Origin of the sequence: Microbispora catharanthi (genome assembly GCF_006334915.2) — a bacterium.
GTDB lineage: Bacteria > Actinomycetota > Actinomycetes > Streptosporangiales > Streptosporangiaceae > Microbispora > Microbispora catharanthi.
Window position 1 is genome coordinate 366581 of sequence record NZ_VDMA02000004.1, and the last position, 14148, is coordinate 380728.

The following is a 14148-nucleotide window of genomic DNA, read 5'->3' on the forward strand; positions in this document are numbered from 1 at the left end:
TCCGGTTACCGCCTATAACCTGCCAACTTAGCGATAGGTGAGGAACTGGCCGAGACCGGTGTCGCCTTTGTGCGCTGAACGGCCGTACCTCTTCGGCGAACGACCTTCTACCGGCGGGTATGGTCGGGGGCTGTGAGCGATCCCCTGGCTGTGATCGCCGGGCTGCCCGGCGTGCCCGAGGCCGTACAGGAGGCCCGAGAGGCCGTCGACCGGCTCTACCGGCACCGGGTGCTGCGCCGGCGCAGTCCCGAGGTGTCGGCCGAGTCGGCCCTGCGTGGCGCGCGCGCCTCCGCCGCGATCGAGGGCGTCGACGTGCCGATCGAGCCGCTGCGCATGGGCGAGGTGACCGACCCCGTCGTGCAGGGCGCGCTGCGCGCCTCGGCCGAACTCGGACGGCTGGCCCCCACGTGGCGCTCGGCGCCGCGGCAGGTCCTCGCCCGGCTGCACGCGCTGGCGGCGGCCGGGATGACCGCCGACCCCGGCAGGCCCCGGACCGCTCCCACGACCGCCGATCCGCTGGGGCTCGGCCCTGCGCCCGGACCGGAGGAGACCGCGGCCCGCATGTCGGCCCTCGCCGGGCTGGTCACGGGTTCCACCGGGGCACCCGCCCTCGTGCTCGCCGCGATCGTGCACGCGGAGCTGGCGGTGCTGCGTCCGTTCGGGGTGGCCGACGGCCTGGTCGCCCGCGCCGCGGAGCGGCTCACGCTGGTCGACCTCGGCCTCGATCCGAAGTCGCTCGCCGCCGTCGAGGTGGGCCACGCCGACCTCGGCGACGCGTACGCCGAGGGCCTCAGGGCGTATCTCAAGGGCACGAGTGAGGGCGTCGGGATCTGGGTGAGGCACTGCGCCTCGGCGGTCGTCCACGGCGTCCGCGAGACGACGGCGATCTGCGAGGCCATGTCCCGCTGAGCCGCCCTTGCGTGCCGCCGTACGCGGCGCAGGTGCGGGCGGGGGCGGTCCGCTGGAGCCGTGCCGGGCCGCCAGGCGCGGCGCCGGTGCGGACAAAGCAGACGGCGTCCCTGGTGTGGAACGCCGTCGCCGGTACGTGTCACCGGGTTACCAAGCGTGCACCTGAATTTGTCGGAGCGGGTCAAGCCCGTCTCGACACGCCTCCCGCGGCTGGTCGCGCGTGGGTACCCGATGCCGTACACGGACCCGCAGGTCCGTAATCCCTTTTTACGTCCGTTTCCCCGAGATGGAAACCCCTACGTCCAAGAGCTTTACCGAGTCATCTGGGTCATTCCTGTACCTCTGTCCCCATTGGTGCCGTATGTCGGCATGAAGAGGGGGAACGGTGACTCCTCGTGGCCGTCGCCCGTACCCGTTGCGACCGTGCCTGTCGACATGCCACACTGACTCTGAGAAAAAATTTTACTCAGATTGGACAGGGTTCTCGACGTACCTCTCGTGATCAGGCAGCATACGGTGTGTCTCTCCATACGGAACGGCGTGCGTGGCTTGATGACGTTGGAACCCTTGCCATGTCGTGGTCCCTTGTTTAAAGCTTTCTTGTAATACGGGACCGGCTCTACCCCCCCAGAGCCGGACCGCTAGGCGACCCCCGCTCTCCCCCCCGGCGGGGGTCGCCCTTTTTCTTTGATCAACCTGCCTGTGGCCAATAGGGGACGACCCGAACCGCCCGGTCTTGTCCACAGGCCGGGCTTCGTCCACAGAACGCGGTTCGCTCGCCCGCGCCGGTCGCGGCCTCTCGCATGGTGGTCCTCCCGAACACCGAGTCGTCCGGGACGACAGGGAGACACCGATGCCACGCCCACTGGCCATAACCGACGATCAGGAACTCCTCGACGATCTGCTCCGCATCGCCGCCGCCGCAGGCGTCGAACTCGACGTGGCCCACGCGGCGGCCCACGCCCGGCCGTACTGGATTCGGGCTCCGCTGGTCGTGGTCGGCAGTGACCTGGCCGACGATCTGGCCGCCACGGGTCCGCCGCCTCGGCAGAACGTGGTCGTCGTGACGCGCACCGCCGACGACCCCGACATGTGGCGCAGGTGCGTCGCGGTCGGGGCGCACACCGTGCTGGAACTGCCCGAGGCCGAGCGGCTCCTCGTGGAGGAGTTCGGCGACGCCGCCGAGCCCGCGACCAGGGCCGGCACGGTCCTGTGCGTCGCGGGAGGCAAGGGCGGCGCCGGTGCCACCGTCCTCGCGGCGTCCCTGGCGCTGACGGCGTCCCGTGGCGGGCTGCGCACGCTCCTCGTCGACGCCGACCCGCTCGGCGGCGGCATCGACGTGCTGCTCGGTCAGGAGGAGGCGCTGGGCGCCCGCTGGCCCGACGTCGTCGGGAGGGAAGGCAGGGTGAGCTTCGCCGCCCTCCAGGAGGCGCTGCCCACCTTCGGGGAGCTCACGGTGTTGTCGGCGCATCGCGGCGAGCCGGTGCGCATCCCCCGTGAGGCGATGCGTGTCGTGCTCGACGCCGCGCAGCGCGGCTGCGACCTGGTCGTGGTCGACCTGCCCCGGCACGTCGGCGAAGGCGAGGCTGAGGCGCTCGCCAGGGCCGCCGCGACGATCGTCGTCGTACCCGCGGACCTGCGAGGAGCGCTCGCGGCGGCCCAGACGGTGACGCTGCTCCGGCCGGGAACCGGTGACCTGCGCCTGGTGATGCGTGCCGGGACGCTCGATCCGGAGGTCGTCGCGGCCTCTCTGTCGGTCCCGTGCGCGGGTGTGCTCCCGGAGACGCGCGGACTCGTGGAGACGCTGGATCGGGGAGACCCGCCGCCGCTGCGCCGCTCCCCGCTGGGCCGCTTCTGCGGTGAGCTGCTCGAGTCCCTCCTGGGCGGGCTCTCCCAGGGCGGCAGGACCGGCCGGCCGTCCGCCGGGGCAGGTGGCCCGTGACCCGCCAAGGACCGGTGACCGTTCCCGGGGTCGGCGCTGATCTGGTCGAGGCGGTGCGCGTACGGCTGTCGCAGACCGGTGCCGCCCCCAGCGAGGCCCAGGTGGCGGCGGCCCTGCGCGCCGAGCGGGCCGTGCTCGGCGACGCCGAGATCCTGGCCGTCGCTCGAACGCTGCGCGCCCATCTCATCGGCGCGGGCCCGCTCGAAGCCCTGCTGGCCGAACCGGGTGTCACGGACGTCCTGGTCAACGGGCCGCGCGAGGTGTGGGTGGACGACGGGGACGGCCTGCGCAGGACGGGCGTGACGTTTCCGGGAGACGACGAGGTCCGCAGGCTTGCCCAGCGCCTGGCCGCGGCGGCCGGACGTCGCCTCGACGACGCCTGCCCCTACGTGGACGCCCGGCTCGCCGGCGGCGTGCGCCTGCACGCGGTCCTCCCGCCGATAGCGGCGGAGGGGACCTGCCTGTCGCTGCGGTTGCCGTCACGACGGGCGTTCACGGTGGAGGAGCTCGCCGCGGAGGGCGGAGCCGCCGTGCTCCGCGCGATCATGGCGGCCCGGCTGGCGTTCCTGGTCACCGGAGGAACCGGCACCGGCAAGACGACCATGTTGAGCGCCATGCTCTCCCTCGCGGGTCCCGCGGAGCGTCTGCTGCTGGTCGAGGACTCCGCCGAGTTGCAGCCTCTGCACCCTCACGTCGTACGGCTGGAGGCCCGGCCGCCGAACCTGGAAGGCGCGGGCGGGGTCGGGCTGCGCGATCTCGTACGGCAGGCCCTCAGGATGCGGCCCGACCGCCTCGTGGTGGGCGAGGTGCGAGGAGCGGAAGTCGTCGATCTGCTGGCGGCGCTCAACACCGGTCACGAGGGCGGCTGCGGCACGCTGCACGCCAACAACGCCGCCGACGTGCCCGCGCGGCTGGAGGCTCTGGCCTGTGCGGCGGGGCTGTCGCGGGAGGCGGTGCACAGCCAGATCGCCGCCGCGCTCGATCTCGTGATCCACCTCGTGCGGGAGGCCGGCGGCGGCCGCCGCCGTGTTTCGGAGATCTGTGTGCTCGAGCGCGGCCCGTCCGGCCTGGTGACGGCGGCTGCGGCTCTGACCTTCGATCCGGACGGCCGGGCGTGCCGGGGCCCGTCCTTCGAGGCGCTACGAGCACGCTGCCCGGCCTCGTGGCCGTCATGACGCCGCCGGGCGGGCTGGTCACGGGGCTGGTCGCGATGCTCGCCGCCGCCCTCGCCGCCTGGGTGTGGGCCGGGCCGGATGCCGGGACGACACGGCTGGCGTGGCTCACGCGGAGCCGGCGGTCAAGGGACATGCGCAGGTTCTGGGTCGTACTCACCCGCCGTCCACGCCCAGGGGCGACGGCGGCGGCCTGGCGTGCGGCGTCCATCGAGCTGTGCCAGAGCCTGGCAGCCGAGCTGTCGGCGGGCAGGACTCCCGGCGACGCCCTCGCTCGGGCGGTCTCCTCGCTCAGCCCACCCGATCCGGCCGCGCTCGCCCCGGTGGTCGCCGCCGCCCGGGATGGCGGCGACGTCGCCGTGGCCCTGCTGAACGCCGCGCCCGCGCGCGGGGGTGAGGGACTGGTCCGGCTGGCCGCGTGCTGGCGGGTGAGCGTAGCCGTGGGCGGCGGCCTGACCGCACTGGTGGAACGGGCGTGCGCGTCTCTGCGCGAGGCGCAGGCCCACCGAGAGGAGGTGGCCGCCCAGCTCTCCGGACCTCGGGCGACCGCCCGGATGCTGGCGGGCCTGCCCGTGCTCGGCCTGCTGATGGCCGCAGGGCTCGGCATGGATCCGCTGGCGTTCCTGTTCGGCAGCCCGGCGGGGTTCGTCTGCCTGGTCGTCGGGCTCGTCCTCGACGCCGCCGGCGTCTGGTGGACCCGCAGGCTCGTCACCCGGGCCGAGGAGCTGACGGTGCCGTGATCGGGACGGTGCCGTGATCGGACGGCGCCGTCGTCGACGTGCGGTGGCGGGACGGTGCCGGACATTCCCGATCGGACGCGTGCGGGGGCCGGACGGCCTGATCGGACGCGTGCCGGGGACGTCGCGGGCCGAAGCCGCGAGTGGTGCCGGCGGCTGTCGCGAGGTGTGCGTGTCACGAGTGGCGTGGGCGGCGGGCGTCACGTGTGGTGGAGAGGACGGCCGTCGTCGTGGATGGCAGCTCCGGTTGTCCTGCTGGAGACGGTTGTCCCGCTGGAAAGGGGGCGAGACATGATCGCCGTACTGGCCGGGCTCCTGACCACGCTGGCGATGCTGACGTGGCCGGCTGCCCGTTCGCCGGCCGTGCGGCTGAACGCCATCGCGTCGTCGGCGGCGTCGGAGGCGCCGGCACGGGGATCACCAGGCGCCGCGCCGATGGGCGCGAGCGCGTCACGTCGAGGGGTGGCCGTCGCGGCACCTGTGGGATTCGCGCTGTTCCTGCTTCTCGGTGGTCTGGTGGGGGCGTGCGCGGGGACGGTGACGGCCATCGGCCTGTTCGTCGCCGTTCGCAGGCGGGAACCGGCCGAGGTCAGACGCCGCAGGGAGCGTATGGGGGCCGACCTTCCGTTCGCCGTCGATCTGATCGTCGCCTGTCTCCGGGCAGGACAACCGATGAGCGGGGCCGTCGAGACGACCGCCGTCGCGATCGCGGGCCCCGTGGGCGAGCGCCTCTCGTGGGCCGGTGCTCAGATGCGCCTGGGCGCTCCTCCGGAGGAGGCGTGGGCCGCTCTGTCCGATGAACCGGCGCTCGCCGCCCTGGCCAGAACGATGATCCGGGCTGCCCAGAGCGGTGCGCCGGTCGCCGACGTCCTCACCCGGCTCGCCGACGACGCCCGGCGTACGGCGCAGGCGACGGCCTCGGCCGCGGCGCGCAGGGTAGGTGTCCACGCCGTCGCCCCGCTCGGGCTCTGTTTCCTGCCGGCCTTCGTCTTCCTGGGGATCATTCCCATGGTCGCGGGTCTGGCGGGCCAGATCCTCCTGCCATGAACAACCTGTGGACAGCCTCATCCACACCTGTGGACAGCAGGCGGGGTAAAGGGTTCAGAAGCTCCACAATCGCTAGTCGCCGATCCACAGATGAGGGCGCTGTGGTTGTGGACAACTGCGGCGGCAGGGCTCTTGTCCACAGAACCGTGCTCGGCCCGAATCCCTCCGTCCGTGATCCCGCAGTCTGGCCCCAGCGCGGGCGGAGAGGCCGCCCCGAGCGGGTCAGGAGGACCGATGAGCAAGCACGCCGCGACCGGCCGGAGGAATCAGACGGGCGCGATCCTCCGGCGGCGAGACGGTGACGCTGTGGGCCGTCACAGGGCGCGGTCGGCACGATGGGCGACGCTCGTGCGCTCGGCACGTAGGGCGCTGCTCAGCCGCTCCGGGCGCACGGCCGTGCTCACCCGCTTCGGCCGGTGGGCGGGATCGGGCGCTTCCGAAGCCTCCGGCTCGTCGACGCGGTCCGGGCGGGGGCCGAAGTCCGGCCGCCTGGGACAGCGGGCGGTCGCCGGCGGGTGGGCGCTTGCCGGCCACAGGGCGGGAGGCGGGTTGCGGGACGTCCTGCGGAGGTCGTACGCCGCGCTGCGGCGATCGGTCGCCCGGGCCTCGTGCCGCGCTCGAGAGCTGAGCGTTCGGTGGGCGGTGCAGGCCGAAACGAGGGCCGACGCGGGTATGTCCACCGCGGAGTATGCCGTCGGCACGATAGCCGCCTGCGGGTTCGCCGCACTGCTCTGGAAGGTGGTCACCAGCGCCGAAGTGAGGTCGATGCTCGCCGCGCTCATCCAAAAGGCGCTGAAGCTGGCCGCCTGAGGCTCCCGGTGATGCGCCGCTGTGCCTGGATGCCGCGACGGCGTGTGGTGGACCTACCGCCCCGGCGGGAGCGAGGCTCGGTGACCGCGGAGACCGCTGTCGCACTTCCGGCCCTCGTGGTGGTGCTGACCGCCTCACTGTGGGCGGTGACGATCGTGGGCGCGCAACTGCGATGCGTCGACGCGGCCCGGTCCGGCGCACGCGCCGCCGCACGAGGCGAGGCGGCCGAGGAGGTGAGCGCGGCAGTCCTGCGACTGGCTCCCGAGGGTGCCACGGTGTCCATCCGCGTGGGAGCGGACACCACCCGGGTCGAGGTCATCGCGATCGTCCGGCCGCCCTTCAGGTCGCCGCTCCCGCCGGCTCGCCTCCGGGCCGCCGCCGTCTCCGCCACCGAACCCGGCGTCCTTCCGTCGCTGTCGGCGGCTGCGGAGGCGACCCGGTCTACGGGCCTCGGGAGGACCTCGTCGCTCCGAGACCAGGCGGACGCGAATGACGAGCGGTTCCGAAGCCATATGAACGCGGCCGGCAGCCTTCCGCGACGCAGTCGCCCTGAACTCAAAGGAATCGGAGGAGCGCGGATCGCGGGAGCGGGGGCACGCGAATGAGGAGATTTCAGGCATTCGAGGGCGGAACGCGCTCCAGCCGGGAGCGCGGCTCGGCGACCATCTGGACGATCGCCCTCATGACCGCCGTGTGGGCGGTGGCGATGGTCGTCGTCCAGGTAGGTGTCGCTCGCGTCGCGCGGCACCGGGCACAGAGCGCCGCCGACCTCGGCGCGCTCGGGGCCGCTCGCGTGGCGCTGGCGGTCCCTGACGAGGCGTGTGACCGTGCGCAGGCGATCACGGCCGCCAACGGCGCGTCTCTGCGAGCGTGCTCGCTGTCGGACGGTGTCGCCGAGGTCGCGGTAACCGTGCGGTTCGTGGTCCCACTCCTCGGCCCCGCGACGGCCACCGCCTCCGCATCGGCCGGTCCGGTCGGCTCCGCCGCATAGGAGGTGGTCGCCGTGGGGCGGATCAACCCGCCAGAAAGAACAAGACTGCTCTTCTCCGGAGGTCCGCCTAAGGTTCGACAGCCGCGGCGGGCGAAGGAGGCCACGGTGACGGAGCTCTGGGAGATGGCGGCAAGCGACCTGGCCGAGCTCGTCAGGGGCCTCCCACGGCGAACGCCGATCTGTACGAGACCGGCGTTCGCCGTGGGAGCCGACCTCGCGGCCTGGCTCGCGGACTGGCCGGCGTCGATCGGATGAGCGTGGCCGCGAACCTGCTGGGGCTGCCCGCGGTGGCGGTGAGCCGAGGGGCTGCCACAGACGGTGCAGCTCATCGGTTCTCGGTTTCGCGAGGATCTCTGTCTGGCGGCCGCGGCCGCCGTCGAAGCCGCTGCCCCGCCGCTGACACACGTCGAGCACCGATGAGGCGTTACCAGCCGCCGCGAGCGCGACCGGGCATATGGCGCATTTCTGATCTTCCGTAAAGTGAGACCACTTGTGTCGCAATAGAATCACGACTTCTTAGACATTCGGTCTAAGAGCGGACGGCTGGCGTAAAGTGCCGCGTACTCTCAGTCGCCGTGCGTATTCGGCCGAGGCAGCCGGGGCGGACGGTTCTCCATGAAGGGATGCGTCGTGACCAGGGTTCGTAGGCTGGGCACAACGGCGATGATCGTTTTGATGGCTCTGGCGTCCACGCCGATGATCGGCGCCGCACCCGCGAACGCGGCCGACGCCGAGATCCTGTCCCCCGCGGACGGGGAGGTCGTCAAGTCATCGGGTGCCGTGGCCGTGTCCGCGCAGACGGACTGGTACCAGGTCAGCATGGCCCTGTACGTCGAAGGTCCTTCCGTATCCCGGCAGAAGATCGCTTCCGGCGGTGCGAACCAGACGATCAGCGGATCCTTCGACCCCGGCGACGCCCCCAACGGCACGTTCACGGTCAGTTTGTTCGGTGAGGTCACACACAAGACCTACGCCACCTCCACCTTCGTGCTCAGCCGTCCGCCGGAGGCTCCCTCAGGGGTCGAGGCACGGCTCAAGAACCCCTCGACAATCCTGGTCAGCTGGGCGAAGGGCGCAGAGCCCGACCTCCAGTCGTACGAGATCACCTCGGTCAAGGCCGGCAAGTCCGGTTCCGTCTCCGCCGACTCCGCCTGCTCCGGTTCCACCTGTCAGACGAGCCTCGCGCTTCCGGCCGGCATGGGCGGACAGAAGGTGGACGTCTCCGTCCGCGCGTTCCGCTCGGACGGCACCGGCGGCACCGTGGCATCGCAGCGCTCCGCGGCCGCGTACGTGGCCGTTCCCGCGCCGAAGGCGTCCCCGAGCCCCTCCCCGTCGCCGTCGAGGAAGCCGGGCCAGTCGACGGTCAAGTCGCCCGCCGCCAAGACTCCGAAGACGCATCAGTCCACCGCCGTGCCGAACCCGGAACCGGCGCTGCCGCAGAACACCACGCTGCCCAAGGACACCGAGCCGCCGAAGGACACCGAGCTCACGCTGCCGGAGGCGAACGGTGGCAGTGACCAGACCGAGCCGGTGGTCGTCCCGGAGAAGACCGACGATCCGAAGATGACGGCTCAGTCCTCTTTCCTGCCGCTCGGCGGGCTGAGCTTCGGCGTCTACGTCGCGCTCGCCGTCGTCCTGCTGCTCACGGGCGCGAACCTGGGCGCCTGGCTGCGGCGCAAGGGCCTGACAAGTGACAGCGCGGGCGAGGGACGGTCCGGAGGCTCGCAGCCGCGGCCGGTGACAGGAAAGACGGGCGCCCCGCCTGAGGCCGCCACGGTGGCGAGTGGCGCGGCCGCGTTCAGCGGCGCCGCCACGGCGAAGGCCCGGGGGAACGCGCCTGTACGACGTCCCTCCGTAATCCTGGCCAGGCCGAAGGCCCGCGAGAATCTCCCGGAGACGGAGGCCGACACCGAAATCCGCTTGGGCGCCGTCTCCTCGACGACCGAGGGCACGGGCACCATCCCAGGCGCCGGCGCGACCACGGGCACGGTGGCCTCGTTGTCCGATCAGGAGCCGACCGCCTCTCTCGGCCGGCCGGACCGGCAGGAGCCGTCGGCTACCGCTGAGAACGGCCCTGCCACTGAGACCGGCCCTGCCACGGAAATCAGCCCTACCGCCGAGACCGGTCCTGGCGAGACATCCGCGGCTGAGGCGACCTCCGCTGCCCCCACAGCCGAGGACGGCGCTTCCACCGACTCCGCTTCCGAAACCGTTCCGGGGAACGGCGCCTCCGCGGACTCCGCCGTCGTCGGCGCGGCTTTCCCCGGATCGTCGTCCGGTGACCTTTCGACCTCGGCCGTCCCCGCCGAAGGCGAGCCGCCTGTGCAGACTGCGCTGGATCGGCTGGCGTCGCTTCCGCCGTTGACGGCACGGCGGGACGACGGCGGCCGGACGGCCCCCGCGCACGTATCGCTGTCTCCGGTGGTGCTGCCCGGGCAGATGCCGGTCGTCCCCGTGCCAGTGGTCCCCGTGCCAGTGGTCCCCGTGCCGGCGGTGCCCGCGGGTGCGGCGGTCAACGGCCAGATGCCGGAACGGCCCCTCCGCCAGCCCGAGCCGGACGTCTGGACGGAGGACGACGACAGCCCCTACCCCGGCCGCCGCCCCGACCTCTGACGGTCGCGTGTTCCCGGCGCCTACGGGGACGCGTGCCTTCGGTGCCTGCCGGCTCCGGCTGCCTCTGTTCGCCTCTCGGGGCTGGTGTGACGGGAGTGCAAGCCCGCCCGCCTGCTGGGAGGGTCCGTCCGCAGCCTGACGTGTTCCGCGCGCCGGGTCAGGTGCCCAGGAGGATGTCGAGGAGGCGGATCGCTCCGGCCTTGTCGAGCGGCTCGTTGCCGTTGCCGCACTTGGGGGACTGGATGCAGGACGGGCAGCCGCGTTCGCATTCGCATGAGGCGATCGCCTCCCGCGTCGCCGTCAGCCAGTCGGACGCCCGGGCGTACCCGCGCTCGGCGAAGCCCGCGCCTCCGTCGTGGCCGTCGTAGACGAAGACCGTGAGCAGGCCCGTGTCGGGGTGGAGTTCGGTGGACACGCCGCCGATGTCCCAGCGGTCGCAGGTCGCGAACAGGGGCAGCAGGCCGATCGAGGCGTGCTCGGCCGCGTGCGCCGCCCCGCCGAGATCCACAGCGTGTCCGGGCTCGACGAGGTCGGCGAGTGCGGGCGTGGGCAGGGTCCACCAGACCGCGCGTGTGCAGAGCGTGCGCGGCGGCAGGTCGAGCGGCTCCTCGCCCAGGACCTCCCCGGTCTGGGTGCGCCGTTTGAGGTACGAGACGACCTGGCGGGTGACCTCCACCGAGCCGAAGTGCAGAGTGCCGGGCCCGAAGGGCCGCGAACGCAGCGACTCCATCACCCGAATGTCGGTGACGTCCCGCGCGAAGGTCGCGTAGTCCGGTTCGGCGGCGGTGACCAGGGCGACCCCCGCGTCCAGATCGAGCACGTCGACCACGAACGTCTCGCTCTGGTGCAGGTAGACGGCTCCGGCATGGACCATGGTGTGCGCCGACGGCTCGTCGACCGTGCCCAGCAGGCGACCGGTGGACGCCTCCACGACCTGCACCGGGGCACCGCCAGAGCCGCGGATGTCCGCCAGGTCGGCCGCGTGGTCCCGGCTCGTCCAGAACCACCCGGTGGGGCGCCTGCGCAGCAGTCCCTGGCTCACGAGGTCGTCGAGCACGCCCCGCGCCGCCGGGCCGAAGATCTCCAGGTCGTCCTCGGCCAGCGGGATCTCCGCAGCGGCCGCGCACAGGTGGGGCGCCAGCACGTACGGGTTGTCGGGGTCGAGGACGATGGCCTCCACCGGCCGCCCGAACACCGCCTCCGGATGATGGACGATGTAGGTGTCCAGCGGGTCGTCACGCGCGATCAGCACGGCCAGCGCGTCCTGGCCCGCGCGCCCGGCCCGGCCCGCCTGCTGCCACAACGAGGCGCGGGTGCCGGGCCATCCGGCGATGAGGACCGCGTCGAGCCCTGAGACGTCGACGCCGAGTTCGAGCGCGTTGGTGGTGGCCAGGCCGGTCAGTTCGCCCGAGCGCAGGGCCTTTTCGAGCACCCGCCGGTCGTCGGCGAGGTAGCCCGCCCGGTAGGCCGCCACCCGGTCGGCCAGCCGCCCTCCTCCACGACGGTGTCCCGCGTCGATCTCAGCCGCCTCTCCGGTCTCGGCGGCCGCCGTTGAGGACCGTCCCCGCCCGCCGATCCCGTCGAAGGCCTCGCCGGAAGCGTCGCCGAATGCGCCGCCGAAAGCTCCGCCGTCGTTCGGGCCGCTCACCTCTTCCCGCACGCCCTCGGCGTACTCCCCGTACGGCGCGGGCCCGGCGTCGAGGAGGGCCTCGACCTCCTCCAGCGTGCGGCGGGCGGTGAGGGCCACGGCCTCCGCGGCGCGGCGGGAACGGACGAACGCGAGAGTGCGCACGTCCTCGATCACGAGGTCCGCCAGGAGATCGGCCGCCTCGGCCGTGGCCGTACGGCGGACCGGGGCCCCGCTCTCCCCGCGTAAATCGGTCAGAGGCGGCTCCCACAGGGCGAAGGTGGTCGAACCCCTGGGGGAGGCGTCCGTGGTCACCTCGGCCATCTCAAGGCCGGTCAGACGCACTCCTGCGGCGGCGGGGTCGCTCGCGGTGGCCGACGCCAGCAGGAACACCGGGGAGGAGCCGTATCTGGCGGCGACCCGGCGCAGCCGGCGCAGGATCTGGGCGACGTGGGAGCCGAAGACGCCCCGGTAGCCGTGGCACTCGTCCACGACCACCAGCCGTAGCCGCCGCCAGAATGACGACCAGGACGAGTGCCGGGGCAGAATCGACCTGTGCAGCATGTCCGGGTTGGTCAGCACGTAGTTGGCGTTCTGGCGGACCCACCGGCGTTCCTCGGGCGGGGTGTCGCCGTCGTACGTCGCGGCGCGCACCTGCGTCAGCCGCAGCTTGCGCAGGGCCCTGAGCTGGTCGGCGGCGAGCGCCTTGGTCGGGGTGAGATACAGCACGGTGCCACCGGAGAAGATCTCCGTGATGGCCGGCACCAGGTAGGCCAGAGACTTCCCGGACGCGGTCCCTGTGGCAATGATCACGTTTTGGCCACGTTTAACCAGCTCGGCGGCCATAAGCTGGTGTTCCCACAGGCCGGAGACCCCCTGCAGACGCAGTCGCGAGACCAGCAGGTCAGGGGCCCATTCCGGCCACCTTGCCTCACCTGCCTGACGTGCTGGAACATGCTCCACATGAGTCACGCGCCCCCGGCGTGCGGGAACCGCGAGCAGGCGGGTGAGAAGGTCGCCTGTTCGGGCAGAGGACGAAGAAGTCGGAGTCACTGGTTTCCAGTTTGGCATCTGCGGGGAGAGTCGCCCGGAGTCGTGATTTCGTATAGACACGGAGTCGTAGCGTGGTTGAATGCCGCGCATCGGGTCGTGCCTCTGGACTACCAGGATGCATGACCTGTATCGAGACCTACGCAAGTAAGGCGCTGGAGGATCTGTGGATCTGAAGTTGGACCACCATTCCGAGGACAATCTCACCATCGTCGATGTCGAGGGTGAGATCGACGTCTACACCGCGCCCAGACTGCGTGAGCTGCTGATCGACCTGGTCAACAAGGGCAACTTCCACCTGCTCGTGAACATGGAGAAGGTGGACTTCCTCGACTCGACAGGCCTTGGCGTGCTGGTCGGCGGCCTCAAGCGGGTGCGGGCGCACGACGGCTCCCTGGAGCTCGTCTGCACGCAGGAGCGCATCCTGAAGATCTTCCGCATCACCGGCTTGACGAAGGTCTTCGGGATCTACGCCTCGGTCGAGGAGGCCAAGGAAGCCCACGGCCGGGACAAGTGACGGCCGAGGACTCAGCAACATGGCCACCGTCGAGCTGACGTTCAGCGCTCTGCCCGCCCACGTGCGTACGGCCCGGCTGGTCGCCACGGCCATCGCCCGGCGCACGGGAGTGGCGGAGGCGATCCTGGACGAGGTGCGGCTCGCCGTCGGAGAGGCGTGCTCGCGGGCTGTGGAGGCGCACCGCCTCCACTGCCCGGGGGAGCCGGTACGCATCGAGTTACGCGATGACGCGGGGCGTTTCGAGGTGACGGTCGCCGACGCCGCCCCGAGCGAGGACGTGACGCCCCAGGTGCTGGAGGCGAACGGCAACCTCATGCCCGAGATCGACAATCTGGGCATCGCGGTCATCGCGGGGCTGGCCGACGACGTCGAGGTGCTTCCCGGGCCGAAGGGCATGCGCATCCGCATGAGCTGGCCCGCGTCGCCCCACGGCATCGCCGCCCTCTGACCTGCGAAGCCTCCGAGAACCTCCGAAAGAGATCCCAGAGCCTCCGAAGAGAGCCGAGGGCTTCCGGGGACATCCGAGGAGGACCTTCACGGACCTCGACGACCTTCAACGACCCTTCGGGGCGAGGTCTTCGAGGCGAGACCTTCGAGCAGATCGAGTGTCGCCCCCCGGCGTGACACTCGATCTTTTGCTATGCCCGGCCTAATTTCGGACGGACCGAAACAAGGGACAGGGGAGTACTGTAACCAGGGCGACCATCGCCGCCACGCCCCTGACTCCGCTGGT

At 71.8% G+C, this 14148-nt stretch carries 13 protein-coding genes; 12 read left to right on the top strand and 1 reads right to left on the bottom strand.

Translation table 11 applies throughout. The features are described 5' to 3' along the window. The first annotated feature begins 132 nt into the window (after positions 1 to 132). The 10 genes from FH610_RS09950 (at position 133) to FH610_RS09995 (ending at position 10221) form a co-directional block, all read left to right on the top strand. On the top strand, positions 133 to 909 hold the full coding sequence (locus FH610_RS09950; protein ID WP_139574006.1) for a Fic family protein: 777 nt from the start codon (positions 133 to 135) through the stop codon (positions 907 to 909). An 853-nt stretch (positions 910 to 1762) separates the two neighbouring features. Continuing rightward, positions 1763 to 2851 carry a septum site-determining protein Ssd gene (gene ssd / locus FH610_RS09955; RefSeq protein ID WP_139574007.1) on the top strand — a complete coding sequence of 363 codons (1089 nt, stop codon included), beginning with the start codon at positions 1763 to 1765 and terminating at the stop codon, positions 2849 to 2851. A gap of 14 nt (positions 2852 to 2865) precedes the next feature. Then, positions 2866 to 4026, top strand: a complete 1161-nt coding sequence (locus tag FH610_RS09960; protein ID WP_240808864.1) for a TadA family conjugal transfer-associated ATPase — start codon at positions 2866 to 2868, stop codon at positions 4024 to 4026. After that, positions 4023 to 4763 carry a type II secretion system F family protein gene (locus FH610_RS09965; RefSeq protein WP_139574142.1) on the top strand — a complete coding sequence of 247 codons (741 nt, stop codon included), beginning with the start codon at positions 4023 to 4025 and terminating at the stop codon, positions 4761 to 4763. The genes FH610_RS09960 and FH610_RS09965 overlap by 4 nt, the downstream gene beginning before the upstream one ends. A 231-nt stretch (positions 4764 to 4994) precedes the next feature. Next, positions 4995 to 5807 carry a type II secretion system F family protein gene (locus FH610_RS09970; protein ID WP_240808865.1) on the top strand — a complete coding sequence of 271 codons (813 nt, stop codon included), beginning with the start codon at positions 4995 to 4997 and terminating at the stop codon, positions 5805 to 5807. Between the two features lie 234 nt (positions 5808 to 6041). After that, entirely contained in the window at positions 6042 to 6617 is a 576-nt protein-coding gene (locus tag FH610_RS43600) for a DUF4244 domain-containing protein (RefSeq protein ID WP_205825658.1), read from the top strand. A 29-nt stretch (positions 6618 to 6646) separates the two neighbouring features. Next, the gene (locus FH610_RS44350; RefSeq protein WP_338104527.1) at positions 6647 to 7222 is read left to right on the top strand and encodes a TadE family type IV pilus minor pilin; all 576 of its coding nucleotides are present in this window, start codon (positions 6647 to 6649) and stop codon (positions 7220 to 7222) included. Continuing rightward, the gene (locus FH610_RS09985) at positions 7219 to 7608 is read left to right on the top strand and encodes an Rv3654c family TadE-like protein (RefSeq protein WP_139574011.1); all 390 of its coding nucleotides are present in this window, start codon (positions 7219 to 7221) and stop codon (positions 7606 to 7608) included. The genes FH610_RS44350 and FH610_RS09985 overlap by 4 nt, the downstream gene beginning before the upstream one ends. Positions 7609 to 7713: 105 nt before the next feature. Next, on the top strand, positions 7714 to 7863 hold the full coding sequence (locus FH610_RS42795; protein WP_161627964.1) for a hypothetical protein: 150 nt from the start codon (positions 7714 to 7716) through the stop codon (positions 7861 to 7863). 420 nt (positions 7864 to 8283) lie between these two features. Beyond that, a complete protein-coding gene (locus tag FH610_RS09995; RefSeq protein WP_139574012.1) occupies positions 8284 to 10221 on the top strand; it encodes a hypothetical protein in 1938 nt (645 codons plus the stop codon). Positions 10222 to 10378: 157 nt separating this feature from the next. Here FH610_RS09995 and FH610_RS44355 read toward each other — a convergent pair whose 3' ends face one another. Beyond that, the gene (locus tag FH610_RS44355; protein WP_240808866.1) at positions 10379 to 12661 is read right to left on the bottom strand and encodes a DEAD/DEAH box helicase; all 2283 of its coding nucleotides are present in this window, start codon (positions 12659 to 12661) and stop codon (positions 10379 to 10381) included. A 403-nt stretch (positions 12662 to 13064) separates the two neighbouring features. On the opposite strand from FH610_RS44355, the gene FH610_RS10005 reads away from it, so the two are divergent. Together FH610_RS10005 and FH610_RS10010 are read left to right on the top strand one after the other, a co-directional pair. Continuing rightward, positions 13065 to 13415 (top strand): STAS domain-containing protein, encoded by a 351-nt coding sequence (locus FH610_RS10005; protein WP_030506779.1) that lies wholly within the window; start codon positions 13065 to 13067, stop codon positions 13413 to 13415. Positions 13416 to 13434: 19 nt separating this feature from the next. Beyond that, positions 13435 to 13863 carry an ATP-binding protein gene (locus FH610_RS10010; protein ID WP_139574014.1) on the top strand — a complete coding sequence of 143 codons (429 nt, stop codon included), beginning with the start codon at positions 13435 to 13437 and terminating at the stop codon, positions 13861 to 13863. Positions 13864 to 14148: the final 285 nt, after the last annotated feature.